At 74.8% G+C, this 24,920-nt stretch carries 21 protein-coding genes; 13 read left to right on the forward strand and 8 right to left on the reverse strand.

The annotated features are described in order from the left end of the window. The first annotated feature begins 272 nt into the window (after positions 1-272). The 3 genes from AB0O82_RS16190 to AB0O82_RS16200 all read left to right on the forward strand — a co-directional run bounded on the left by AB0O82_RS16190 (position 273) and on the right by AB0O82_RS16200 (position 3,477). Positions 273-1,100: a hypothetical protein gene (locus AB0O82_RS16190; RefSeq protein WP_363584200.1), complete on the forward strand. Its 828-nt coding sequence runs from the start codon at positions 273-275 to the stop codon at positions 1,098-1,100. Positions 1,101-1,268: 168 nt separating this feature from the next. Further along, complete coding sequence (locus tag AB0O82_RS16195; RefSeq protein ID WP_363584080.1) at positions 1,269-2,204, forward strand: (2Fe-2S)-binding protein; 936 nt, start codon at positions 1,269-1,271, stop codon at positions 2,202-2,204. A 214-nt stretch (positions 2,205-2,418) separates the two neighbouring features. Next, the gene (locus AB0O82_RS16200; protein WP_350881565.1) at positions 2,419-3,477 is read left to right on the forward strand and encodes a DUF2637 domain-containing protein; all 1,059 of its coding nucleotides are present in this window, start codon (positions 2,419-2,421) and stop codon (positions 3,475-3,477) included. Between the two features lie 6 nt (positions 3,478-3,483). Here the strand turns inward: AB0O82_RS16200 and AB0O82_RS16205 are convergent, their stop codons facing one another. After that, a complete protein-coding gene (locus AB0O82_RS16205) occupies positions 3,484-5,832 on the reverse strand; it encodes a SpoIIE family protein phosphatase (RefSeq protein ID WP_363584082.1) in 2,349 nt (782 codons plus the stop codon). Between the two features lie 382 nt (positions 5,833-6,214). Then, positions 6,215-6,730, reverse strand: a complete 516-nt coding sequence (locus AB0O82_RS16210; protein ID WP_107452835.1) for an ATP-binding protein — start codon at positions 6,728-6,730, stop codon at positions 6,215-6,217. Between the two features lie 544 nt (positions 6,731-7,274). Here AB0O82_RS16210 and AB0O82_RS16215 point away from each other — a divergent pair. The 4 genes from AB0O82_RS16215 (at position 7,275) to AB0O82_RS16230 (ending at position 11,518) form a co-directional block, all read left to right on the forward strand. After that, entirely contained in the window at positions 7,275-7,985 is a 711-nt protein-coding gene (locus AB0O82_RS16215) for an urease subunit gamma (protein ID WP_363584084.1), read from the forward strand. After that, positions 7,982-9,697 carry an urease subunit alpha gene (locus tag AB0O82_RS16220; protein WP_363584086.1) on the forward strand — a complete coding sequence of 572 codons (1,716 nt, stop codon included), beginning with the start codon at positions 7,982-7,984 and terminating at the stop codon, positions 9,695-9,697. The genes AB0O82_RS16215 and AB0O82_RS16220 overlap by 4 nt, the downstream gene beginning before the upstream one ends. 50 nt (positions 9,698-9,747) lie before the next feature. Next, positions 9,748-10,794 (forward strand): agmatine deiminase family protein, encoded by a 1,047-nt coding sequence (locus AB0O82_RS16225; RefSeq protein ID WP_363584088.1) that lies wholly within the window; start codon positions 9,748-9,750, stop codon positions 10,792-10,794. A gap of 124 nt (positions 10,795-10,918) precedes the next feature. Beyond that, positions 10,919-11,518: a TetR/AcrR family transcriptional regulator gene (locus AB0O82_RS16230; protein ID WP_350881577.1), complete on the forward strand. Its 600-nt coding sequence runs from the start codon at positions 10,919-10,921 to the stop codon at positions 11,516-11,518. Between the two features lie 683 nt (positions 11,519-12,201). On the opposite strand, the gene AB0O82_RS16235 is transcribed toward AB0O82_RS16230, so the two are convergent. Further along, the gene (locus AB0O82_RS16235; protein WP_363584090.1) at positions 12,202-13,764 is read right to left on the reverse strand and encodes a hypothetical protein; all 1,563 of its coding nucleotides are present in this window, start codon (positions 13,762-13,764) and stop codon (positions 12,202-12,204) included. Between the two features lie 342 nt (positions 13,765-14,106). Between AB0O82_RS16235 and AB0O82_RS16240 the strand changes: the two genes are divergently transcribed. The 4 genes from AB0O82_RS16240 to pth all read left to right on the forward strand — a co-directional run bounded on the left by AB0O82_RS16240 (position 14,107) and on the right by pth (position 16,808). After that, positions 14,107-14,613 carry a hypothetical protein gene (locus AB0O82_RS16240; RefSeq protein ID WP_363584092.1) on the forward strand — a complete coding sequence of 169 codons (507 nt, stop codon included), beginning with the start codon at positions 14,107-14,109 and terminating at the stop codon, positions 14,611-14,613. A 103-nt stretch (positions 14,614-14,716) separates the two neighbouring features. Further along, on the forward strand, positions 14,717-15,382 hold the full coding sequence (locus AB0O82_RS16245; protein WP_363584094.1) for a DUF3105 domain-containing protein: 666 nt from the start codon (positions 14,717-14,719) through the stop codon (positions 15,380-15,382). A 143-nt stretch (positions 15,383-15,525) separates the two neighbouring features. Next, a complete protein-coding gene (locus tag AB0O82_RS16250; protein ID WP_363584202.1) occupies positions 15,526-16,110 on the forward strand; it encodes a DUF305 domain-containing protein in 585 nt (194 codons plus the stop codon). 110 nt (positions 16,111-16,220) lie between these two features. Further along, positions 16,221-16,808, forward strand: coding sequence for an aminoacyl-tRNA hydrolase (gene pth, locus AB0O82_RS16255; protein WP_363584204.1), 588 nt, complete (start codon positions 16,221-16,223; stop codon positions 16,806-16,808). A 17-nt stretch (positions 16,809-16,825) separates the two neighbouring features. On the opposite strand, the gene AB0O82_RS16260 is transcribed toward pth, so the two are convergent. Further along, the gene (locus AB0O82_RS16260) at positions 16,826-18,403 is read right to left on the reverse strand and encodes an MFS transporter (protein ID WP_363584096.1); all 1,578 of its coding nucleotides are present in this window, start codon (positions 18,401-18,403) and stop codon (positions 16,826-16,828) included. Positions 18,404-18,574: 171 nt separating this feature from the next. Here AB0O82_RS16260 and AB0O82_RS16265 point away from each other — a divergent pair, with 171 nt between their 5' ends. Together AB0O82_RS16265 and AB0O82_RS16270 are read left to right on the forward strand one after the other, a co-directional pair. Next, positions 18,575-19,081 (forward strand): MarR family transcriptional regulator, encoded by a 507-nt coding sequence (locus tag AB0O82_RS16265; protein WP_363584097.1) that lies wholly within the window; start codon positions 18,575-18,577, stop codon positions 19,079-19,081. 145 nt (positions 19,082-19,226) lie between these two features. Beyond that, positions 19,227-19,742 carry a GNAT family N-acetyltransferase gene (locus AB0O82_RS16270; protein WP_363584099.1) on the forward strand — a complete coding sequence of 172 codons (516 nt, stop codon included), beginning with the start codon at positions 19,227-19,229 and terminating at the stop codon, positions 19,740-19,742. 26 nt (positions 19,743-19,768) lie between these two features. On the opposite strand, the gene AB0O82_RS16275 is transcribed toward AB0O82_RS16270, so the two are convergent. The 4 genes from AB0O82_RS16275 to AB0O82_RS16290 form a co-directional block, all read right to left on the reverse strand. Further along, the gene (locus AB0O82_RS16275) at positions 19,769-20,278 is read right to left on the reverse strand and encodes a methylated-DNA--[protein]-cysteine S-methyltransferase (RefSeq protein WP_363584101.1); all 510 of its coding nucleotides are present in this window, start codon (positions 20,276-20,278) and stop codon (positions 19,769-19,771) included. Beyond that, positions 20,275-21,792, reverse strand: a complete 1,518-nt coding sequence (locus AB0O82_RS16280) for an AlkA N-terminal domain-containing protein (protein ID WP_363584103.1) — start codon at positions 21,790-21,792, stop codon at positions 20,275-20,277. Before AB0O82_RS16280 ends, AB0O82_RS16275 begins: the two co-directional genes overlap by 4 nt. A 505-nt stretch (positions 21,793-22,297) precedes the next feature. Next, positions 22,298-23,425 (reverse strand): ribosome small subunit-dependent GTPase A, encoded by a 1,128-nt coding sequence (gene rsgA / locus AB0O82_RS16285; RefSeq protein WP_363584105.1) that lies wholly within the window; start codon positions 23,423-23,425, stop codon positions 22,298-22,300. A 340-nt stretch (positions 23,426-23,765) separates the two neighbouring features. Next, positions 23,766-24,851 (reverse strand): cytochrome c oxidase assembly protein, encoded by a 1,086-nt coding sequence (locus AB0O82_RS16290; RefSeq protein ID WP_363584107.1) that lies wholly within the window; start codon positions 24,849-24,851, stop codon positions 23,766-23,768. Between the last annotated feature and the right edge of the window lie 69 nt (positions 24,852-24,920).

A 24,920-nucleotide genomic window follows, 5' to 3' on the forward strand; every position in this document is an offset into this window, starting at 1 on the left:
ATCAGGCCAGGCCCTAGATCATTTCCCCCGCGAATGCAAGAACCTCCGCTCGTGATCTGGTGCACAAGCTCACCCCCGTGTTGAATTGCCGCCACAGCGCGGGCCCTTGCGCTGCCGTCGCCGTGCCGCCGACAGTCGACGGCGGCGACGCCGGGCAGGGCCGCGCCCCGCTGGATGGCGCACACAAGGAGGTGGCGTTGTCAGAGCACGGATGGGGCCCGAACGGCCCGAACGGGCGGGGGCGGGCGGCAGCGGAGGAGCCGGGCGACACCGTGTGGCGACTGAGGTCCCGGGGGTGCTGGCAGGAGGCGGCCGAACTGCTGCGCCCGGCCGCCGAACAGGACCCGACGGCGGCCCTGGCACGGGCCGAACTCCTCATCGAGCAGTGCCTGTTCACCGCCGCGCAGTGGACCCAGGCGGAACAGGCGCTGCGCCTCGCGGAGGCCGTGGTGGCCAGCACCGAGCAGCGCGCGGCCGCGGCCTGCGCCCGCGGCTTCCTGGCGTACGTGGCCAGCGTGCTCGGCCCCCGGGACCGACTGGACGAGGCGCAGGCCGCGCTCGGACGCACCTCGGCACTGCTGCCGCCGGACGCGCCGGGCCGCCCGCTGCTGGACTTCCGGCGCGGACTGGTCGCCGAGAACCTGCTGCGCGACCGCGGCGCCGCCTGGATCGCCTACCGCCGGGCGCACGACGGCGCGGGCGAACGCGGGGACGAACTGCTGCGCTCGTACACCTGGCGCCACCTGGCGGCACTGGCCCTGGCCCGCGGGGACCGCGACCACGCCCGCGAGGGCTTCGACGCCTCGCTGCGGCTGCGCGAGCAACTCGGCTTCACGGTGGGGGTGGCGCCGGCGCTCGCGGCGCTCGCCGAGGTGTCCGAGCCGGCCGAGGCCGCCCGGCTGCGCGCCGAGGCGGCCCGGCTCGTCCACGCCCTGGGCGGCGTGCCGGTCTGGCTCGCGCGCCAGTTGGGCACCACCCGCACGCCGGGGCCTGCCCCGGAAGGGGCCCGCACGCCGGGGCTCCCCCCGGACGGGGCCCACACGCCGGGGCCTCCCCCGGACGGGCGCATCACCCGCGAGACCTGGGGGACGATCAGCTAAGGTGAGCCTAACCTGGCCGGGGTGAGCAGTACCCCGGCCGGGTTCGCCTTGCCGTTCCCCGGGCACCGCCATGCCCCGGTCCGGCCGGGCCCGGGCGGGCCACCACCCCGACCGGGCACCGCCGGGCGGTCCATGGGCGGTCCCCGGTCGACCCGATGGGGCCCGCCCATGACCGCGAGCAGCACCCGGCCCGGCCCCACGCCGTGCGCCCCCCGCACCACCGAGGCGCACGCCCTCACTCCCACGCCGCCCGCCGACGCCCCCGGCGCGACCTCGTACCACCGGCTCACCGCGCTCGCCCCCGTCCTGCGGGTGCGCTGCGCCCCGCCCCGCCGCGGCGACGGCTGGATCCCCGCCGCCGACCTGACCACCCGGCCCGAGGCGGTCCGCGAGCTGATCGCCCACGACGCCCGGCAGGGCCTGGCCCGCTACGGGCGGCCGCTGCGCCCGGACGTGGCGGCCGGATTCGGCCTGCACCGCGTCGTGTGGCCGCTCTCGCTGCTGTTCACGCTGCCGTGGTTCCTGGAGCGCCGGGTCCTGCTGCTCGGCCCGGAGGACGTCTCGGTGCGCCGCGGTGCCGACCGGGTGGAGCTGACGGTCCGCCCGGAGGCGTTCGCCTGTCTGCCCGACGACCCGGCGGGCGGCGTGCCGCAGGCCCGTACGGTGCCGGACGCGAACGCGTTGGCCACCGAACTGCGGTGCGCGCTGGGCGGGTTCCTGGAACCGGTGCTGGCCGCCTTCCGGCCCGAGGTGCGGCGCGGGCCGCGGGTGCTGTGGGCGATGGCCACGGACGCGGCGGTGGAGGGGCTCTGGTACGCCGGCGGGCTGCTCGGGGAGCAGGAGCGGGCGCGCGCCGAGCTGTCCGCGCTGCTGGAGCCCCCGCAGGCGGGCGGCGCGGCGGCGGCACCGGCGTGCGCGCCCGGCGTGACCGGCGGCCCCGCTCCGGCCCCGTCCCCCTTCACCCCGGGTGCCGGTTTCGCCGCGCCGGCGGCCGGGTGCGGGGATGCTTCGGGCACCGACCGGGCCCGGGCCAGCTGCTGCCTCGTGTACACCGCCCAACCGGAGGACATCTGCGGCGGCTGCCCCCGCGTCATGCGGGGTTGACGAAAACACGTGCGAGGCCGGATCCGGAAAGCCCGGAATTCCGGGAATAACCCGCTTCAAATGCATAAGAAAATGCGATTGTCGCGGGGTCAGAAATCCCTCTACTCAGCGCATTGGCACCGAATCGGCCATTCCCCCGCCGAGCATCCGCCATGATGGTCCCCGCCATCACGACGCAGGAACGCGACGCAGGAAAGCGAGGCTGGTTCCGGCGATGAAATTGTCCGACATACCGCTCGGCTGGGCCGTCACCGGAGGTGCGGGGCTGCTGGTCAGCGCGCTCCTGGTGGCCCTGGTCCGGAGCCGGGGATCCGCCGCCGCCGGAGGGCCGGATTCCTGGGAGCGTTCCGAGGAACGGCGCCGCCGCAAGGAATCCCTGTACGGCGGCGCCTCGTACACGCTGCTGTTCTGCTGCGCCGGTGTCGCCGCCGCGCTGTCCTTCCACGGGCTGGTCGGCTTCGGGGTGCAGAACCTCGGGCTGTCCGGCGGCTGGGAGTACCTCGTGCCGTTCGGCCTCGACGGCGCCGCGATGTTCTGCTCGGTGCTCGCCGTCCGCGAGGCCAGCCACGGTGACGCCGCGCTCGGCTCCCGGCTGCTGGTCTGGCTGTTCGCCGGCGCCTCGGCCTGGTTCAACTGGGTGCACGCCCCGCGCGGCTTCGGCCACGCCGGCGCCCCGCAGTTCTTCTCCGGCATGTCCCTCTCGGCGGCCATCCTGTTCGACCGGGCGCTCAAGCAGACCCGCCGGGCCGCGCTGCGCGAGCAGGGACTCGTCCCCCGCCCGCTGCCGCAGATCCGCATCGTGCGCTGGCTGCGCGCCCCGCGCGAGACCTACGCGGCCTGGTCGCTGATGCTCCTGGAAGGCGTCCGCAGCCTCGACGAGGCGGTGGACGAGGTCCGCGAGGACAAGCGGGAGAGGGCCGTGGAGCGGGAGCGCCGCAGGCTGGCCGGCCGCCGCGAGCGGGCGGAGATCCGGGCGATCAGCCGCAGCAACAGCGCCTGGCGCGGTCGCGGCGGCGGCGCACGGCAGTTGGAGTCCGGTTCGGAACCCGCCATAGCCGGCGGGCCCGCGGCGGAGCGGCCCGCCGGGCCGCGCGAGGTCGAGGCCGCCGAGGGCGCGGTGGTGCCCGCCGAGGGCACGGTGGCGCAGCCGGGCCTGCCCGCCCGCCCGGAGCGGCGCACCATCGACCTGACCGTCGACGAGGACACCGTGACGCTGCCCCGGCTGGACTCGCTGGAGCGCAAACTGAAGGACCTGGAGCAGCAGTTCGGGTGACCGGACCTAGGTTGCGGGCGTGCCGCTGAGCTCGAACCACATCCGCTTGCCGGAGCCGCGCGGCTCCACGCCCCAGGCGTCCGCCAGCGCCTCGACGAGCATCAGCCCGCGCCCGGAGGAGGCCTGCTCCCCCGGGGTCCGGCGGGTCGGCCACAGGTCCGACTCGTCCTCCACCTCGACCCGCAGCCGGGCCCGGCCGCCGTCCGAGGCCGGCTCCCGGTAGAGCCGGGCGGTGAACATGGCGTCCCGGTCGGTGTGCCGGATGGCGTTGGTGACCAGTTCGGAGGAGAGCAGTTCGGCGGTGTCGATGAACTCGGCGACGCCCCAGCGGCGCAGCGCGTCGCGCAGTTCGGCCCGGACCTCGGAGATCCGCGCCAGGTCGGCCTGGCCGATCCGGCGGCGCAGCTGCTGGGCGGCCAGGCCGCCGGCCGGACCGTCCCAGCGCAGGAGCAGCAGCGCTATGTCGTCCTCGCGTTCGCTGGAGTCGGCGGCCTGGGAGGCGATCCGGTCGGCCAGGTCCTCCAGCGGGTCGCGGGCCGCCTCCTCGGCGGGCGGCAGCGGACGGGCGAGCGCCCGGGTGAGCCGGGCGATGCCCTCGTCCAGGTCCATGCCGCGCGCCTCGACCAGGCCGTCGGTACAGAGCAGCACCGTCTCGCCCGGGTCCAGGCTGAACCGGGTGACCCGGTACTCCTGGTCCGGGTCGATGCCCAGCGGCAGCCCGCCGGCCACCGGCACCACGGCGGCGGTGCCGTCCGCCCGGCGCACCACCGGGTCGAGGTGGCCGGCCCGGACGGCGTAGACCACGCCGTAGTCCACGTTGACCTCGGCGTAGGCGCAGGTCGCGAAGTGGTCGGTGTCCAGGTCGGCGAGGAAGCGGGAGGCGCGGGCCATCACCGCGGCCGGCGGGTGCCCCTCGGCCGCGTAGGCGCGCAGCGCGATCCGCAGCTGGCCCATGATCCCGGCAGCGTGCACGTCGTGGCCCTGGACGTCCCCGATCACCAGGCCGACGTGCCCGCCCGGCAGCGGCACCACGTCGTACCAGTCGCCGCCGATCTGCAGGCCGGAGCCGGCCGCCAGGTAGCGCACGGCGGTCGTCACCCCCGGCACCGACGGCACGGTGCGCGGCAGCATCACCCGCTGGAGGCCGGCCGCCAGTTCGTGCTCGGCGTCGTGCAGCCGGGCCCTGGCCAGGGACTGGGCGACCAGCCCGCCCAGGGTGGACAGCAGGGTGCGCTCGTCCGCGTCCAGCTCGCGCTCGTCGTCGAAGCTGACCACGCAGACGCCGATCGCCCGCCCGCTGGCCACCAGCGGCAGGAACGCCCAGGAGCCGCGCCCGGTACGGCTGGTCGGCTCCCAGACCTCGGGGTAGGACGCGCGGAACTCCTCGCGGGTCGGGATGAACACCGGCGCCCGGTGGCGCACCGCCTCGGCGGCCGGGTGCCCGGCCGGCAGCACCGTGCGGTCCCAGACCGCCAGCGCCTCGGTCCGGTAGCCGGAGGCGCCGAGCACCTGCGCCCGGCCGGCCTCGAAGGAGGCCAGCACCAGGCCGTCCGGCGGCAGTCCGGGCAGCGGCAGTCCGGTGAACACCCGGGCCACGTCGCGGACGGTGACGGCTTCGGAGAGGGCGCGGGCCGCCTCCTTGATGAACCGGGAGCGCTCCTCGCGCAGCAGGGCCATCCGGTCGGCGCGGTCGCGCTTGTGCAGTTCGACGGTGGCGTCCCAGACGAAGCCCACCATCCGCGAGGCCCGGCCGAAGGCGTCCGCGAGCACCCGGCCGCGGAAGCGCACCGCGCGCATGGTGCCATTGGGCCCGACGGTGCGGTAGTAGGCGCCGCACTGGCCCAGTTCGGCCACCGCGCGCTCGACCCGGCGGCGCACCACCGGCGCGTCCTCGGGGTGCAGCAGGGCCAGGAAGGAACCGGCGGTGCGGTCGAAGCGGCCCTGGTCCATGCTGTCCAGGCCGATGATCGCGCAGGCCCGGTGGTCGCCCTCCAGGACGTCGCGGCGGATGTCCCAGTCGAAGGAGCCGATGCCGTTGGCGGCCATCGCGGGCTCCAGCCAGTCCGGCATGGTGTCCGCGGAGGCGGGCGGCAGGCTGCCGGGGAGCACCGTCGCCAGCCGTCCGGCGGCGAGCGCGGGCGCCGGGCGCGGCACGGGCCGGCGCACCGCCTGCGCGGGCGGCTTCGCCCGGCCCGGCCCGGCCGCGGTGGGGCCGGCGGGGGGCTGGTCGACCGTCACGGGAGCGGGACCGGCGGGGTTCGGACCGGTGGTGTGGGTGGAGGCTGCCTGCTGCGGTTCGGCGGTGGGCGCACCGGATGGAAGCGCCGGCCCCGGCGACTCGGGCTCAGTGGGCATGCTGCTCCTGCCGCTGCCGTGGCGGACCGCGCCGACCGTCCGGACGGGCCGCGTGGCGGTGTGATGGGTGGTGCTGGATCGGACGGTGTCGACGGGCGGGGTCGGTCGAGGTTCGGTCTCCCCGCTGCTTCCCGCACGTGGACACACATTCCCACCATCCTGTCCAATGTTGGGCCGAGCGGCAATGGTAACGGGCCGGAAATCTTCCGCTCCGCCTTCTGTTCTGGGCATGCTTCGAAGGCGAATGAATCGACGGCGAACGGTGCGGCGGGCTGCGTACCCCCACATGCCCCGCGCCCCGAGCGCCCCGGGCCCGTGCTCCGCGCTCCGTGCCCGCGCTCCGTGCCCGCGCTCCGTGCCCGTGCCCCGCGAGCGGCCGGGCTCAGGGCAGGGCGAGCTCGAACCAGGTGACCTTGCCGTCGCCCCGCAGCTGCACGCCCCACGCGTCCGCGAGCGACTCCACCAGCAGCAGGCCGCGCCCCGAGGTCGCGTACTCGGCGTCCGGATCGCGGCGCCGGCCGGGCAGCCGGGTCGTGCCGTCCTGCACCTCGATCCGCAGCCGGTGGTCCGACCCGAGCACCGCGTCGAACACCGCGCCCTTGCCGGTGTGCAGCAGCGCGTTGGTCACCAGCTCGGAAGAGAGCAGTTCGGCGGTGTCCGACAGCTCCGGCACCCCCCAGTGGCTGAGCGCCGTCCGCAGCCGCCGGCGGACCGAGCCGACCGCGACCAGGTCGGCCGGGTCGAGCGTCAGGTGCAGCCGGCGGTGCAGGGCGCAGCCGGGGGCCGAGGTGCCCGGCAGGGTCGTCCCGGTGCCGCCGGCCGCGCCCGGGGCGGGCCCGGACCGGTAGGCGTCACCCGAACTCGTCCGCTGCCGCGGGAATCGCGACTGACCGTCCATCAACACATGCCCCCGCCCTCGAATCCGAGCCCCCGCCTCCGGATCCCCCGCCGGCCGGGTGGCCCCCACGTTCTGACCACCCATCCTCATGCCCAGTTGACGGCGTTTGCAACAGTGTGCGTCCGATCACGTGGGGTGAAAGGGGCACGGGGAGGTTCACGTGATCCAACTGCCCGCGCCGGACAGGTTTGCGAAGCGCAGAGCCTGTTTTCGAGTCCGCCCCCGCCCGATCCCGCGCACACCCAGCGCCCGGGCGCCGGCCCGCGCCGCCCTCCCACTCCCCGTCGCACCCCGCCGCGCGCCGGGCCCCGTCCTGCTCCGCGCGCCCGGCGCACCCCGGCCGCGCGCCCTCCCCTCCGGGGCTCCGCCCCCGCCGCTCCGGGGCTTCACCCCCGCCGCGCGCCCGGCGGGCCGAACCCCTGCGGACCGGCAACGCTGGACACGGCGGCCCGGTCCGGGTTCAATGGCCCGAGATGTTTGAACGACGTTCTAACATCGCCCCCGAAAGCCGACCCCCTCCCCCGGCGACCGCGAGCGAGGAACCGTGCGACTGACCCCCACCGAGCGGGACCGGCTGCTGATCTTCACAGCAGCCGAACTGGCCCGCGCCCGCCGCGCCCGGGGCGTACGCCTCAACATCCCCGAGGCCACCGCCCTGATCGCGGACACCGTCTGCGAGGCCGCCCGCGACGGCCGGCGCCTGGCCGAGGCCATCGAGGCCGGCCGCAGCGTGCTCACCGCCGCCGACGTGCTGCCCGGCGTGCCGGACGTCGTCACCGTCGTCCAGGTCGAGGCCGTCTTCGACGACGGCACCCGCCTGGCCGTCGTCAACGACCCGTTCCGGGGCGCCGGCTCGCTCGGCGACGAGGCCCCCGGCGGCGCGCTGATCGGCGACGGCGCCGGCTACGACCCGGTCGAGGAGACGGTGCTGCTGCCCGTCCACAACACCTCCCAGGTGCCGATCTCGGTCACCTCGCACTTCCACTTCTTCGAGGCCAACCCGCGCCTCGCCTTCGACCGCGCCGCCGCCTACGGCACCCACCTGGCCGTCCCGGCCGGCTCCTCGGTGCGCTTCGACCCGGGCGCCACCGTCCAGGTCGGCCTGGTGCCGATCGGCGGCGAGCGCGTCGCGATCGGCTTCGCCGGCCTGGTCGACGGCCCGCTGGACGCGCCCGGCGCGAAGGAGGCCGCCCTGGCCAAGGCCCGCGCGACCGGCTACCTGACCACCTTCGACGACGCGGAGGTGCCGTCATGACGTCCATCACCCCCCACGACTACATCTCGGTGCACGGCCCCCGGGCCGGCGACCGGATCCGGCTCGGCGACTCCGGCCTGATCGTCCGCGTCGAGTCCGACTCCCAGGCCCCCGGCGAGGAGTTCCTGGCCGGCTTCGGCAAGACCGCCCGCGACGGACTGCACCTCAAGGCCGCCGCCGTCCGCGACACCTGCGACGTGGTGATCAGCAACGTCCTGGTGATCGACGCCATCCAGGGCATCCGCAAGACCTCGATCGGCCTGATCGGCGGCCGGATCGCCTCGATCGGCCGCGCCGGCAACCCCGACACCCTCGACGGCGTGGACGTCGTCGTCGGCACCGGCACCACCATCGTCTCCGGCGAGGGCATGATCGCCACCGCCGGCTCCATCGACACCCACGTCCACCTGCTCTCGCCGCGGATCATGGAGGCCTCCCTCGCCTCCGGCGTCACCACGATCATCGGCCAGGAGTTCGGCCCGGTCTGGGGCGTCGGCGTCAACTCCCCCTGGGCCCTGCGCCACGCCTTCAACGCCTTCGACGCCTGGCCCGTCAACATCGGCTTCCTGGGCCGCGGTTCGTCCTCCGACGCGGCCCCGCTCGTCGAGGCCCTGGCCGAGGGCGGCGCCTCCGGCTTCAAGGTCCACGAGGACATGGGCGCCCACACCCGCGCCCTGGACACCGCGCTGCGCGTCGCCGAGGAGTACGACGTCCAGGTCGCCCTGCACACCGACGGCCTGAACGAGTGCCTGTCGGTGGAGGACACGCTCAAGGTGCTGGAGGGGCGGACGATCCACGCCTTCCACATCGAGGGCTGCGGCGGCGGACACGTCCCCAACGTGCTGAAGATGGCGGGCGTGCCCAACGTCATCGGCTCCTCCACCAACCCCACCCTGCCGTTCGGCCGCGACGCGCTCGGCGAGCACTTCGACATGATCGTCTCCGCCCACGACCTCAAGACCGACCTGCCCGGCGACGCCGCCATGGCCCGCGACCGCATCCGCGCCGGCACCATGGGCGCCGAGGACGTCCTGCACGACCTCGGCGTCATCGGCATCACCTCCTCCGACGCCCAGGGCATGGGCCGCGCCGGCGAGACCGTCCGCCGCACCTTCGCCATGGCCGGCAAGATGAAGGCCGAACTCGGCCCCCTGGACGGTGGTTACGGCACCACCGAGAGCGGCGACGACAACGAGCGCGTCCTGCGCTACATCGCCAAGCTCACCATCAACCCCGCCATCGCCCACGGTCTCTCCCACGAGGTCGGCTCCATCGAGGTCGGCAAACTCGCCGACATCGTGCTGTGGCGCCCCGACCACTTCGGTGCCAAGCCGCAGCTGGTCCTGAAGGCCGGCTTCCCCGCCTACGGCGTGGTCGGCGACCCCAACGCCTCCACCGACACCTGCGAACCCCTCGTCCTCGGACCGCAGTTCGGCGCCCACGGCGCCACCGCCGCCGACATCTCGGTCGCCTTCGTCGCCCAGGCCGCCGCCGACGGCGCCTACCTCGACCGCCCCGCCGACGGGCTGCCCACCCGCCGCCGCCGCGTCGGCGTCCGCAACACCCGCGGCATCGGCCCGCGCGACATGGTCCGCAACGCCCGGGTCGGCCGCGTCGACGTCACCCAGACCGGCCTGGTCTCGCTGGACGGCGAACCGCTGCGCTCCGAACCCGCGGACAGCGTCTCGCTCAGCCGCCTCTACTTCCTCTGACACTTCCGCTGACACCTCCGCCGAACGCCTCCCCCCACTAGGACTCCCGGATGACCACCCCCACGCCCGCCTCCCTCGGCTACCGGATGCCCGCCGAGTGGCACCCGCACGACCGCACCTGGATGGCCTTCCCCACCGCCAACCCCACCTTCGACACCCCCGAGAACCTGCACGCGGGCCGCGAGGCCTGGGCCGCCGTCGCCAACACCATCGTCCGGTACGAGCCGGTCACCCTGGTCGTCAACACCGGCGAGACCGCGGACGCCCGCCGGTACGTCTCCGAGCAGGTCGAGATCGTCGAGCGCCCGCTCGACGACGCCTGGATGCGCGACATCGGCCCGTCCTTCCTGATCGACGGCAAGGGCTCGCTGGCCGCCACCGACTGGATCTTCAACGGCTGGGGCGCCCAGTCCTGGGCCCGCTGGGACCACGACCAGCACATCGCCGAGCACATCAGCGAACTGACGGGCGTCCAGCGCTTCGCCTCCCGGCTGATCAACGAGGGCGGCGGCATCCACGTCGACGGCGAGGGCACCGTCCTGGTCACCGAGACCGTCCAACTCGGCGAGGGCCGCAACGCGGACTGGACCAAGGAGGAGGTCGAGGCCGAGCTGCACGCCTTCCTCGGCACCACCAAGGCGATCTGGCTGCCGCGCGGACTCACCCGCGACTACGACGAGTTCGGCACCCGCGGGCACATCGACATCGTCGCCTCCTTCGTGCGCCCCGGCGTCGTCGTCGCCCACGTCCAGCCGGACCCCGCCCACCCGGACCACGCGGTCTGCCAGGAGCTCGTCGCCGTCCTGCGCGCCGCCACCGACGCCCGGGGCCGGGCGCTGGAGGTCATCGAACTGGCCGCCCCCACCGTCCTGCTGGACGAGGACGGCGAACCGGTCGACTACTCCTACATCAACCACTACGTGGCCAACGGCGCCGTGATCCTGTGCGCCTTCGACGACCCACGCGACCAGGAGGCCGCCGCCGTCCTCGGCCGCGCCTACCCGGGCCGCACCGTCGAACTCGTCGACGCCCGCGAGATCTTCGCCAACGGCGGCGGCATCCACTGCATCACGCAGCAGCAGCCGAAGTCCGTCTGATCCCAGGCCACTTGAGGTACCTGGGCCACCTTGGGCACCTGGGCCACCCGGCTGCCGGGGCGGGGGCACCTCCCCCGCCCCGGCAGCCTTCCGACCTCCGCACCACCGAGGGAGCGCACCGCACATGGCCGACCCCCGCCCGCGCCGGCCGGCGCGCCCCCGCGAGGAGGTCTTCGCCACCGCCCGGGCCGCGATCGCCGAACACGGGCTCGCCAAACTCACCATGGCCGGGCTCGGCAAACAGCTCCAGATGAGCGCCGGACACCTGCTCTACTACTTCGGCAGCAAGGACCAGCTGCTGCTGGAAACCCTCCGCTGGAGCGAGGACCAGCTCGGGGCCCGGCGCCGCGACGCCCTCGCCGACCGCTCGCGCGACCCCTGGCAGCGGCTCGACGCCTACCTGCGCCTCTACCTGCCCGACGGGGCGGGCGATCCGCGCTGGATCCTGTGGGTCGAGGTGTGGGGGCGCTCCCCCGCCAGCGCCGAGATCCGCCAGGGGCAACAGGAGATCGAGGCGCCCTGGCAGGCCGACCTGGTCGCCCTCATCGAGGAGGGCACCGCCACCGGCCACTTCACCCCCGGGCCCGCCGCCGACCGGGCCACCCAGATCCGCGCCCTCCTCGACGGCCTGGCCGTCCCCCTCGCCATCGGCCTCCCCGGCACCCACCGCCCCGCCGCCCTCACCCAGGCCACCGCCGTCACCGCGATCCTCCTGCGCACCTGACCAGGGGCTGCGGCGGCGAGGGAGAAAATATACCGACCGGTCTATAGATTTCCCTCGGTGACGCGACGGCGCGATGCGCGCGCGTGATGCGTGGCGTGTGGGGCGCGTGGCGTGTGGGGCGCGTGAGTGCGCGCGGTGCACAGGAAGTCGGCCCGGTCGACTTCCTGCGCGATCCACTCCCGTCGGCGCGGTCGGCGCGGTCGTGACCAGGGAAAAATATGTCGGTCGGTCTACATATTCACTACCCGCAAGCGCGAGCAGCGCGCGAGAAGTCGGGCCCGCCGACTTCTCGCGCGGCCGGGAAATCTGTCGGTCGGTCTACATATTTCGCCGCGGGAGGGGCCCGGATCAGGCTAGGGCTTGCTCAGGTAGGTGAGGACGGCGCGGACGCGGCGGTCGGTGTCGTCGTCGTCGGTCATGCCGCCCTCACCGTCGTCCTGCCGATCGCCCTCATCGGCGTCAACCGATCCCGGGCGTCTGCCCGCCCTGGTACGCCGCGGTGCAGGTCGTCTGGGTGCTGCCCGCCCTCCGGGCCGCAGTCACCGTCCGCGGCTCCGCGCCGCGCGCCGCCTTCCCCCCGGGTGCGCCGAACGGGTGCGCTGACCGGGTGCGCTGACCGGGTGTCGGGCGCGGCACCGGCGGGCCGGCGGCGCTCCAGCCGCCCCGCGGTCGTCATGCGGTCGTCATTCGGTCCAGACGGCGGCGGCCGTGCGGTCGTCGGCGTAGCCCTTGGCACGGACCTGGACCTGGCGGAGGAAGTCGACGGTGCCGGGCGGGTGCGGGTGGGCCCAGTGGGTGGACAGGAAGTGGGCGACAGCCGGCTCGTCGGCGATCGGGCTGGCCAGGCCGGGGGTGCAGAGCAGCAGCACGTCGCCCGGGGTGGCGGGGACCAGCCGGAAGCGGAACGGCCTCGGCTCCTCCGGCGGCTGCCGGCCGTCCGGGTGGTGCAGCAGGCGGGCCGCGTAGGCGTCGATCCAGTGGCCGGAGCGCAGCAGGTAGAGCCCGCCCGGGCCGACCCCGAAGGCCGCCCGGTGGCCGACCGCCGGGTCGAGCGACAGCAGCAGGCAGTGCAGCGAGGCCGGGGACGGCGTGCCGTCCTCCTCGTTCCCGGGCACGAGCGCGCGCAGCGGGGCGACGGCGCCGGTGGCGAGCCGCTGGAGGCCGTAGCGCAGCCGGTCCCGGGCGCCGTCGCGCAGGTCGGCGGCCAGGCCCTCGCGGCTGCGGCCGACCGCGGCGGCCAGATGGCGGCAGGCCTCGCGGGTGCTGGTGGCGACGGCCCCCGGGGCGAGCGCCTCGTCCGCGGCGGTGCCGGTCCGGTCGATGCCGGCGAGCACGGCGAGCAGCAGCCCGTCCGGGCCGTCCCCGAACCTGGTGATCAGCAGCGCGTCCCGCCGCGACTCGCCCCGGTAGCGGGCGGAGTCGCCGCGGACGGAGACGGCGCGCAGAACGGACGGGCCGTACTGGGCGCCCTCCAGGACGGTGTCCGGCACGAGTGCCCCGAGCACGCCCGGGTCCGCCTCCGGGACGGCGGTCGGCTCCGGCCCGTAGGTCGGCGGGCGCTCGCCGATGTGCGGCACGGTGGGGGCGCCGTCGGAGAGCGGCGAGCGGACGGCCGGGCGCGGGTCGGGGACGGTGGCGGTGGCGTCGGGTTCCTCGGTGGCCTCGGCTTCGGGCTCGGGCTCGGGCTCGGGCTCGGGCTCGGGCTCGGGTTCCTCAGTGGCGGCCTCCGGTTCGGCCTCGGGTTGCGGTTCGGGTTCCGGTTCCGGTTCCGGTTCCGGTTCCGGTTGCGGCGCGGGCTCGGGGGCGGGCTTGTCCAGGGAGACCGGTGTGGGGAGGGTGTTGGCTTCGCTTTCCTGGACGTCAGGGGCGAAGACCCGCTCCTCGTCCGCCCGCTGGGGTCCGATGACGCCGATCGCGGTGTCGAACCAGTCGTCGATGCTGTCCCGTTCCAGCACCTCGGCCGCTGCCGGCACCACTGCCGACTCCGGCTCCGGCTCCGGCACCGCTGCCGACTCCGACGCCGGATCCACGCCCAGCACCGGCCCCGCGTCCAGCACCGACTCCGGTTCGGCCGTGCGCTGCTGGCCGATGAGGCCGACCGCCGTGTCGAACCAGTCGTCGACGCTGCCGTCGCCGGGGTCCGCGTGCGGGGTGTCGGGGAGGGTGCCCGCCGGGCCGTCGTAGACCGTGTCCCACCAGCCGTCGTCCGGCCGGTGCGACTGTGCGGGGGCACCCTGCTTGCTCATCTGGCGGCTCCTGGTCGGTCCGTGGTCGCGCCGCCCCCGGCGGGGCCGGACTCGACGTCATTGTCTCCAAGTGCAACGACGCTGTCCGGGTTTCGGCGACAACCGGTCAGCGCCGGGCCGTTCCCGGCCACCGCGCCCACCTCGGGTTTCACCGGGGAATCCGGCCCCGCGTCCACCCCCGGGTTCACCCCCGGGTTCACCCCCGCGTTCGGTCCCGTTCCGTCCGTGCTTGCCGGATGTGCCCGGAGCAGGGCGTTTCCGGGGTGTTCGGGTCCGGGAGCGGCCGAAAATGGGGGTGGAGGAGGGGCATCGCTTCACTCGTTCGGCTGATTAAATGTGCGCATGACCGCGTCGGCCCCCAGCTCACCTCGACCGGGGAGGGCCGCACCGGCGGGCCGCCCGGTGGGTGTGCTGTGGGTCCTGCTGCTGGTCGCGCTGCTCACGACGCTGCCGTGCGCCGGTCAGTCGAAGGCGGTCGGCGCGCACGCCGCTCCGACGCCGACCACCGTCACCGCCGCCGTCACCGTCACCGTCACGACGGTCGCCAGTCACGTCCCGCACGCCGGCCCCGCCGCCAAGGCCTCCGACCAGCGCCAGCGCGCCGGGGAGCAGCGGCACTGGACGTGGTGCACCGCCGACGGCGGGCAGCCGCGCCGTGACAACGGCTGCTCCAGCCACCCGTACTGCGCGCAGGACGCCCAGCTGCCGAACCCGCCGCCGCATCCGCAGCCGGCCGCGTCACCGCTCGCGCCGGCAGCCGAGGCGCTGCCCAGGGTGGTGCCCGCCGGGCTGCTGGACGGTCCGCATCCGGCACCCGATCTACACGAGCTGCAAGTACACCGGTCCTGAGCGGAACCCACCGCCCGGCATCCGCCGGCGGATCCGCCCCTCCCCTTCTTTCAGCTGACCGCCGCGCCTCCAGCAGTGCGCGGCGGGGACAAGGACAACCACCATGGGTTCCGCCTCGAAGCAGTCCAGCAAGCAGTCCGGCAAGCCCGGCCCGACCGACCGCCGCGCCCGGATAGCCGAGCTGCGCGCCGGCGAGCAGCGCCGCGACCGCCGCAACAAGGTCATCGCCTCGGTCGCGGCCGGTGTGCTGGTGATCGGCGCGATCGCCACCGGCACCTGGATCGTCATGGACGCCAACCAGAGCAAGAAGAAGGAGCAGGCCGCCGCCAACGCGGACATCCCGGGCGTGCAGACCTTCGGCGAGCTGAGCCGCACCCACGTCAAGGACAAGGTCAGCTACCCGATGACCCCGCCGGTCGGCGGCGACCACAACGCGATCTGGCTGGACTGCATGGGCCACGTCTACGACCAGCCGGTCGAGAACGAGCGCGCCGTCCACTCGCTGGAGCACGGCGCGGTCTGGGTGACGTACAACGGCAAGGCGACGCCGGACGACATCAAGACCCTGTCCGACAAGGTCAAGACCACCCCGTACTCGCTGATGAGCCCGTACCCGGACGAGAAGGGCACCATCACCCTGAACGCCTGGAGCACCCAACTGATCGTGGAGAGCGCCAGCGACCCGCGGGTGAACCAGTTCTTCACCAAGTACGTCCAGGGCAAGCAGACCCAGGAGCCGGGCGCCTCCTGCACCATGGGGCAGATGTGACCGCCGACGCGGCGCCGCCCGAGGACGGCTCCGAACACGCCGCCCGCGAGGAGTTCGCGGACGAGGCCGAGGCGCCGCGCCCGGCCCGTCGGCGGCTGTGGTGGCCGGCCGCGCTGGCCGCCGCCCTCGCGTTGGCCCTCGGGGTGCCCGCCCTGGTGGCGAGCGGGACGTCGGCGTCCGGGTCGGCCTCGGTGGCCGTCCCGGCGGACGACTCGCCCGAGGCCGGGTTCGCCCGCGACATGGCGACCCACCACCAGCAGGCGGTGGACCTGTCGTTCATCGTCCGGGACCGCACCGGCGACGACGCGACCCGCACCCTCGCCTTCGACATCATCAACACCCAGGCCAACCAGCGCGGGATGATGATGGGCTGGATCGACCAGTGGGGGCTGCCGCAGCACTCGGCGGCCAAGCCGATGGCGTGGATGAAGATGGGCCACGACTACCAGGCCCACGACGGTTCGCTGATGCCCGGCATGGCCACCAACACCCAACTGGCGAAGCTGCGTTCGCTCAGCGGGCGGGACGCCGAGGTGTCCTACCTGCAGCTGATGATCCAGCACCACAAGGGCGGCGTCGAAATGGCCCAGGGCTATGTGGACCTGGCGAAGAACGACGCCGAGAAGCGGCTCGCCCAGTCGATGGTGGTCGCACAGACCTCGGAGGTGCAGCTGATGACCGACATGCTCACGGAGCGCGGCGCCGCACCCGGCGTGCCCGAGTCCTGACCCACCCCACTGCGCGTGTCCTCGGACGGCCGGGGCGCGGTCGACGGTCCCGTACCGTGCGTACCGTGCCCCGGCCGTCCCGCGTCCGCGACAAGCCCCTGGAGTTCCCGATGACCCCCGCCGCACCCTGGCTGATCGCCGGACTGGGCAACCCCGGCCCGTGGTTCCGGCTGACCCGGCACAACGCCGGCTTCCTGACCGTGGAGCGGCTGGCCGAACGGTACGGCGCGCGGTTCCGACGGCGCGGGATCAGCGCCCTGGTGGCGGAGATCGAGGTCGACGGCCACCGGGTGGTGCTGGCCAAGCCGCAGTGGTTCGTCAACCTGTCCGGCCGGCCGGTGTCCGGTCTGCTGCGGCGTTACGGCGTCCCGGTCGAGCACCTGGTGGTCGTGCAGGACGACCTGGACTTCGCGTTCGGCACCGGACGGCTCAAGCGCGGCGGCGGCCCCGGCGGCCACAACGGCGTGCGCTCGGTGGGCGAGGTGCTCGGCACCCCCGACTTCGTGCGGCTGCGCTTCGGCATCGGGCGCCCGCCGAAGGGGCAGAGCGTCGGCGACTTCGTGCTGAAGAAGTTCTCGGACCGCGAACAGGCCGCCCTGCCAGGGGTGTTGGACCGGTGTGCGGACGCGCTGGACACGCTGGTGCGACGCGGCCTCAACCGGGCCCAGGACGCGCTGAACGTCCGCTCGGAGGCTTAGGGGAAGGGGCCCCGGCTTCAGGCCTGGCGGACCGGCCGGGTCAGGGCCACGGCCGCCACCGCGACCGCCGCGAGAGCGAGCAGCACCGTCCGGCCGCCGGACGCCGGGCCCGCCAGATGGACTCCGAGGACGGGCAGCGCGGTGCCGAGCGCCGTCCCGAGGCTGCGGGCCATGTTCACCATGCCGCCGCCGACCGCCGAGCACTGCGCCGGGATCGCCCGCATCACCAGCGCGTTGTTGGCGGGCAGCAGCAGTCCCAGCCCGTAGCCGGCGAGCAGCAGCGGCACCGCCACGGCCGCCCCGGAGACCGGCAGCAGGGCGAACAGCAGCAGCCCCGCGCCCGCGAGCACCGCGCCCGCGCGGCAGCGGGCGACGTCCGACCAGCCGCGCGGCAGCAGCGCGCCGCCGACGGTCGCGGCGAGCGCGAACGCGGCGGGCAGCAGGGTGATCACCAAGCCGGCCCGGGCCACCGGCACGCCCGCGCCGGTGAGCAGCACCGGGCCGAGCACGAGCGGGCAGAACAGCAGCAGGTAGCCGATCAGCGAAACCACCAGCCCGGACCGCACCCCGGGGGTGTTGACCAGGCCGGGCGCCAGGATCGGCCGGGCGGCCCGCCGTTCCTGCCGGACCAGCGCGAGCGCGAGGACGGCGGCGGCGAGCAGCAGGGCGGCGGCGGCCCAGCCGGGCAGCGGCAGTCCGGAGGCGGTGGACAGGGCGAGCAGCAGCGCGGTGGTGGAGCCGGTGAGCAGCAGCAGGCCGGGCAGGTCGAAGCGGGCTCCGGACGCGGTGGCGGGCACGGTCGCGGGAGGGCTCGCGGCGGCACTCGCGCGGGGGGCGCCCCCGGCGCGGGGAGCGGGCAGGCTCGCGGCGGCCCCTGCGGGCGGGGTCCCGGGATCGGCGGTGAGCGGGCCCCCGGTACCGGCGATGAGCTGCTTCCCGGCACCGGCACCGGCGGCGGGCGGGGGCCCCGTGCGGGTACGGGGCAGCAGGAACCATCCGGCCAGGATGCCCAGCACCCCGATCGGCACGTTGATCCAGAACACCCACCGCCAGGAGGCGTGCTCCACCAGCAGCCCGCCGAGGCTGGGGCCCAGCGCCAGACCGAGCCCCTGGGCCGCTGCCTGGATGCCGAGCGCGCGCCGCATCGCGTGCTCCGGGACGCCGCGCGCCACCAGGGCGACGCTGTTGGCCTGCATCATCGCGCCGCCGACGGCCTGGACGGCCCGGCAGGCGACCAGCACGCCGAGGCTTCCGGCGTATCCGGCGCCGAGCGAGGCCAGGGCGAAGACGGCGAAGCCGCCGAGGTACATGGTCTTGCGGCCGATGAGGTCGGAGAGCCAGCCGACCGGGGCGAGCAGGGCGACCAGCACCAGGAGGTAGGCGAGGGCGACCCATTCGACGGCCGCGAAGCCGGCGTTGAAGTGCCGGCCGAGGGCCGGGAAGACGAGGGCGGTGACGCTGGCGGTGAGCTGGCCGAGGAAGGCCCCGAGGCAGACGGTGCCGACGGCCAGCCAGTGGGCGTGACGCCAGCCGGCTATGCCGCGGGGCCGGGGCCGCTCGGTGAGCAGCCGCGCGGCAAGGGCGGTGGCGTTCATGGCACAAATATATCGGACGCAGATATGTTCTTTCTACGAGCTGCTCGCTTTCCGACGGGAGCCCGCAGAGTTCCACCGAGCTCCACGAGGCCCCGCAGAGTTCCGGGAGGCCCCCGCTCGACGGTGGACAACCCGCCGGACCGGCCCGTACCAGGCGATACGCTGTCCGCCATGCCGTCGTCACCACACGTCCCCGACCCCGCCACCGAAACCCCCGAAACGGCGGTCGACCACGCCCGGCGGCTCACCGACACCGTCACCCGCCTGCGCCGCGCCCTGCGCAGCAGCATCCGCACCGACTACCCGTGGGAGTCCCTGCCCATGGCGCAGGTCGAACTCCTCCAGACCCTCGCCGCCGCCCCCCTGCGGGTCGGCGAACTCGCCGCCCGGCAGCGGCTCGCCCCCAACACCGTCAGCGGGCTGATCGGCAAGCTCCTCGACGCCGGATTCGTCGACCGCCAGGCCGACCCCGGCGACCGTCGCACCGCCCGCATCGCCCTCACCCCGGCCGGCCGGCGCCAGCTCGACGACTGGCAGCGCGCCCACGAGCGCCGCATCGCCACCGCCCTCGACACCCTCGATCCCACCGACCGCGACGCCGTCGTCCACGCCCTGCCCGCCCTCGAACAGCTCGCCCGCGCCCTCGCCGAGACCGGCCAGGGCCCCGACCAGGCCTGAACCCCGGCCGGGCCCAAACCGGGGCCGATCCGGGGCCGAGCCGGGGCCGAGCCGGGGCCGATCCGGGGCCGAACCCCGGCCAGCACCCCCGGATGCCTGCAAAACCGCTGGTCACCTACCCGTACGGACCACTACCGTCCCCGGCATGAGCACAGCACAGGTACAGATCGAGCCCTGGACGGACGCCGACCTCGCACTGCTGCGCCGGGTCAACACCCCGGAGATGAAGAAGCACGTCGGCGGCCCCGAGACCGAGGAGCAACTCCTCGTCCGGCACCGGCGCTACCTGGACTTCGTCCCGTCCGGCCTGGGCTGCATGTACCGGATCGTGCTGCTCCCCGAGGGCGAGGCCGTCGGAACCGTCGGCTACGGCACCCGCACCTGGGAGGGCGAGACCGTCCACGAGATGGGGTGGAACGTCCTGCCCGGCCACCAGGGACGGGGCATCGCCGTCGCCGCCACCCGCGCCGCCGTCGCGGCCGCCCGCCGCGAGGCCGCCCACCGCCACCTGCACGCCTTCCCCTCGGTGGACAACCCGGCCTCCAACGCGGTCTGTGCGAAGGCCGGGTTCAGCCTCGTCGGCGAGACGGACTTCGAGTTCCCGCCCGGGCGGCTCATGCGCAGCCACAACTGGCGGGTGGACCTGCGGGCGGCGGGCTGAGCCGCGCCGCCGCCCGGGCGGACGTGTCAGAACAGCGTGCCGCTCTCCAGCTCCAGCAGCCGGCGCTTGCAGTCCACGCCCGCCGCGAAGCCGGTCAGCGAGCCGTTGGCGCCCATGACGCGGTGGCAGGGGCGGACGATGAGCAGCGGATTGGCGCCCACCGCGCCGCCGACCGCCCGCACCGCGCGCGGCGACTCCCCCGCCAGATCGGCGAGTTGGCCGTAGGTGACGGTCTCGCCGTACGGGATCTCGTCCAGGGCGGCCCAGATCCGCCGGCGGAACTCGGTGCCCGCCGGGGCGAGCGGGAGGTCGAAGGAGGTGCGCTCGCCCGCGAAGTAGGCGGTCAGCTGGGCGACCGGCTCGGCGAGCGCCTCCGGGTCGAGGACCCAGTCGTCGGCGGGCTCGGCCAGCGCGTACTTCTGCCCGGGCGCGGTGACGGTGGCCAGCGCCGCCGCGCCGCCGCCCTCGGGCAGGACGCCGGACAGCAGCAGCCGGCCGAACGGGCTCTCCATGGTGGTGTAGACGGTGGTGCTCATGCCTCTGCCTTCTCCGTTCCAGTGCTGGCGCTCGTGGGCCCGGCCCACAGCCGGTGCACGGCGTAGGAGCGCCACGGGGCCCACGCCTCGGCCGCGCGGGCGGCGTTCTTCGGGTCGCCGGGGGCGCCGAGCCGGACGAGGCCGTGCTTGACGCCCACATCGCCCGGGAGGAAGACGTCCGGGTCGGCGAGGGCCCGCATCCTCAGGTAGCCGACGGTCCAGGGACCGATGCCGGGCAGGGCCAGCAACCGGGCCGCGGACTCCTCCCGGTCCACCCCGCCGTCGAGTCGCACCGCCCCCTCGGCCAAGGCCGCGCACAGGCCGGTGAGCGCGCGGCGGCGGGCGGCGGGCATCGCGAAGTCCTCCGGGTCGGCGGTGGCCAGCACCGCCGCCGGCGGGAACAGCAGCCGCAGGCCGCCGCTCGGCTCGGGCAGCGCGGTGCCGTACTTCTCGGTCAGCCGGCCGGCCAGCGTACGGGCGGCGCCGACCGTGATCTGCTGGCCGAGCACGGCGCGGACGGCCAGCTCGTGCGGGTCCACGTGGCCGGGCGAGCGCAGGCCGGGGCGTTCCCGGACCAGGGGGCCGAGCACGGGGTCGGCGCCGAGCTGCTCGTCGACCGCGTCCGGGTCGGCGTCCAGGTCGAACAGGCCGCGCAGGCGCTGGACGGCGGTCGGGAGGTCGCGCAGGTCCCCGAGCAGCAGTCGGCAGTCGAGCCAGCCGCGGGTGCGCGGTTCGCCCGGCGCCAGCCCGTCGACTTCGGCGATGCCGTGCCCGTACGGGAGCGCCAGGGTGCGCCGGTACGTGCGGACGCCGGGGCGCGGACCGGGGACGACCTCCTCCACGCCGGGGACGGCGCGCAGGGCGAGGAAGTCGATCAGGTGGTCGCTGTCGAGCGCGCCGCGGTAGGCCAGGCGCAGGGTGAGGCCGCCGGCCGGGGTCGCGACGCGGCGGCCGGCCACGACCTCGGCGCGCAGACCGCTGGGGGTGCGGTCGTAGACCTCGCGGACGGTGTCGTTGAACTGCCGCACCGAGGCGAAGCCGGCGGCGAACGCGATGTCGGTGACCGGGAGTTCGGTCGTCTGCAGCAGCAGGCGGGCGGTCTGGGCGCGGCGGGCGCGGGCCAGCGCGATCGGTCCGGCGCCCAGTTCGGCGATGAGCTGGCGCTGGAGCTGGCGGGAGCTGTAGCCGAGGCGGCTGGCCAGGCCCGCGACGCCCTCGCGGTCCACCACGCCGTCGCCGATCAGGCGCATCGCGCGACCGACCAGGTCGGCGCGGTGGTTCCACTCCGGGGAGCCCGGCACGGAGTCGGGGCGGCAGCGGCGGCAGGCGCGGAAGCCGGCCCCCTGGGCGGCCGCGGCGCTGGGGTAGAAGACGCAGTTGACGCGCTTGGGGGTCACGGCGGGGCAGCTCGGTCGGCAGTAGATGCCGGTGGACGTGACGGCCGTGAAGAAGACGCCGTCGAAGCGGGCGTCTCGGCTGTCCACGGCTCGGTACCGGATGTCGTCGTCGATCACGCTGTCCAGTCTGCGGCACTGGGGCGGGGGGTGACTGGCGGAAATCGGACATGGCCGTTGGGGTCCCTCCCCCTCCCCTCCCCCTCCCCTCCCCCCACCCACCTCCACCCACCCATCCCGAGCACCGGCCCGGAGGGCCCACGCCGGGGCCCGCACAGCCCGCACAGGGGCCCGCCGGGAGACCCGCGCTGGGCCCCACACCGGGAGACCCGCGCTGGGCCCCACACCGGGAGACCCGCACCGGCGAGCCCGCCCCGGGTCCACGCCGGGGGAAGACCGCGCCGCAGCGCTCGGCGCACGCGCGCGTTGCTCGCGGTCTGGCCGCCGGCCAGGGCCGCTCGCCGCCCTCGGTGACCCGGGTTTCACCGTGGACGACGCCACCGCGGTGGCCCTGAAGCACTTCCGGCTGCCGGCCCGCCCGGCCTCCGCCGAGCCGGGTGGCCCGGGCGGAGGCCGGCCGCGGCCTCCTGATTTCCTGGTCGGCTTTCCTGGTCGGCTTTCCTGGTCAGCGCTTCACGGGGCCTCCCGCGGCGCGCATCGACTTGGAGAGCGACTTCCACTTCTTCGCCCGGGCCGAGGCCAGTCGGGCGTCCGAGCGGGAGGCGATCCACTCGTTCTCGCGCTGGAGCTTGAGGTAGCTGTCCATCCGGCGCTGCGGCAGGGTGCCGTCGGCGAGCGCCGCCTGCACCGCGCAGCCGGGCTCGGTGTGGTGGCCGCAGTCATGGAAGCGGCAGTCCTCGGCCAGTCCGGCGATGTCGGCGAAGGCCAGGTCCACGCCCTCGCCACCGTAGAGGCCTACCTCGCGCAGCCCGGGGGTGTCGATGAGCACGCCCCCGCCGGGCAGCGGGATCAGTTCACGGGTGGTCGTGGTGTGGCGGCCCTTCTGGTCGACCGATCGGGCCTCCTGGACGGCCATCGCCGTGACGCCGGCGAGCGCATTGGTGAGCGTGGACTTGCCGACGCCGGACTGGCCGATCACGGCCGTGGTGCCGGGCGCGCAGGCGCGCAGCACGTCCATGCCCTCGCCCGTCCCGGCGCTGACCACGAGCACGGTGACACCGGGCGCGACCGCCTCGACGTCGGCGCGGATGAACTCGGCGTCGTCCACCAGGTCGGCCTTGGTGAGGACGACCAGGGGGTCGGCGCCGGACTCCCAGGCCAGGGCGAGGAAGCGCTCTATCCGGCCGAGGTCCGGATCGGCGGCGAGCGAGGCGGCGATCAGGACGGTGTCGACGTTGGCGGCGAGCACCTGGCCGTCGGAGCGCTTGCCGGCCACCTTGCGGATGATCGCGGTCGAGCGGGGCAGCAGTGCGGTGACGGCGGCCATCGGCTGGGCGTGGAGGTCCACGGCGGCCCAGTCGCCGGTGCACGGGCAGTTGATCATGTCGGCGTCGCCGACCGGGCGGGTGTCGAGCCGGACGGTGCGCGGCTCGCCCGTCTCCGGATCGGCGAGCACGGCGTCGCACTGGCCGCGGTCGACCCGGACGATCCGGGCCGGAATCAGCCCGGCCTCGGCGAGCGGGGTGAAGAGTTCGGCGAGCTCGGGCGTCCAGCCGTAGCCGGACAGCGGCAGTTCGTCAGAGAGGGAGCCAGAGGTGGAGGGGGACGACGAAGTGGAGGCAGCGTTGAACAACGCGGTGGGCCCTTCGGGAGGAGATGATCCCGGCGGGCTGCGGCTGGCGCGGAAAGGGTCAGCCGGCGGCCGGGAAGAGGAGGTGAACGCGAGTACTGCCCAAGGCAGCTATCGGGGCGACAACGACCACGGGGTTCACCTCCTGCTCTCTACTCCTCGGGCGGCCGTGAAGGCCCCCGATCTGGACGGGAGAAACGCTAGCGGGTCGGGGTGGCGGGGCCAACTGATTTTTGACCTGCGGAAACGCGGTGAAGGGATCCACAAGGGGCCAGCATTGGACCTACAGAAGTGCGGGCCCTCGCTCAGGAACCCGCCGGAGCCGGCTACCCTCCGGAGCCGACTACCCGCCGTACCGGTGCTTGAGGTTCGGGTCGTCCAGCCACCAGGGCCGCATCCCGGCCTCCTCCTCGGCCGGCAGCCCCGCCGCCTGCGCCCGCGCCGCGGCCTCCTCGAAACGGGCGTCGAGTTCGGCGTCCACCGCCTTGATCTCCTCCCGCCCCTGCACCACCATCCGCCGCACCAGCGCGGCCAGGAACGGCAGCCCGACCAGGTCGCCCAGCACCCAGAGCATGTTGCCGCCCCAGGTCTGGTCCTGCGCCAGGCTCGGCCCCCACGGCCGCCCGAGCGCCACGTAGTAGTGCTCGGCGACCAGGTGGCCGCCGTAGATCAGCACCAGCCCGAGCCCCGCGTCGAAGATCACCTCGGCGAAGGTGATGAACAGCCCGACCAGGTGCGGGTACTCGCGCCCGACCGGGTCGATCTGCAGCCGCGGCCAGAAGTACGCCAGCCCGAGCAGCACCAGCGCCAGGTGCAGCAGCACGTTCCCGAACGCGCTGGACACCGACTCCTCGTACCAGGGCGTGAAGTAGAGCAGCCACGGCGGGGCCATCAGCAGCGCGGTGGAGACGGCCGGGAACATCAGCACCTTGGACGGCCGGCTGCGCAGCGCCCACAGGATGCGCTCGCGCCGGGCCGGCGGCGCGGCCGCGACCAGCAGCGAGACCGGCGCACCGAGGGCGAGCAGCAGCGGGACGAGCATCAGCAGCAGCACGACCTGGACGGCCCGGTCGGTGAACAGGATCCGCTCGTACACGCCGAGGCCGGAGCAGGTGCACCAGATCCACAGCAGCAGCCCGCCCAGGAAGGCGGCGGTGCGGGACGGCTGCCAGCGCTCGCCGCCCGCCCGGTGGACCGTGCGCACCGCGGCCAGGTACCAGCCGCCGAGCAGCACGGAGAGGGCGAGCACGAGCGGTTCGGCCGTCCACGAGGTGGCCAGGTCGGACCACTGCCAGGGCGGCGGTCCGCTGTAGGCGAGCATTCGCACCGCGCCGTCCATCCGTCCGCCCACCTCGTTCGCGCCCTGCCGCCGCCCGCGCCGTCCGGCGGTCCGTCGGACGCCGCGGACCGGACCGCGGCGCCCGGCCATGATGGCCTCCCGGCCGGGGCCCGCCGCGCCCGGGGCCCGCCTCTATACCTGCACCTGAACAAAGCTTTA

The organism is Kitasatospora sp. NPDC088264 (assembly GCF_040685715.1).
Lineage (GTDB): Bacteria > Actinomycetota > Actinomycetes > Streptomycetales > Streptomycetaceae > Kitasatospora.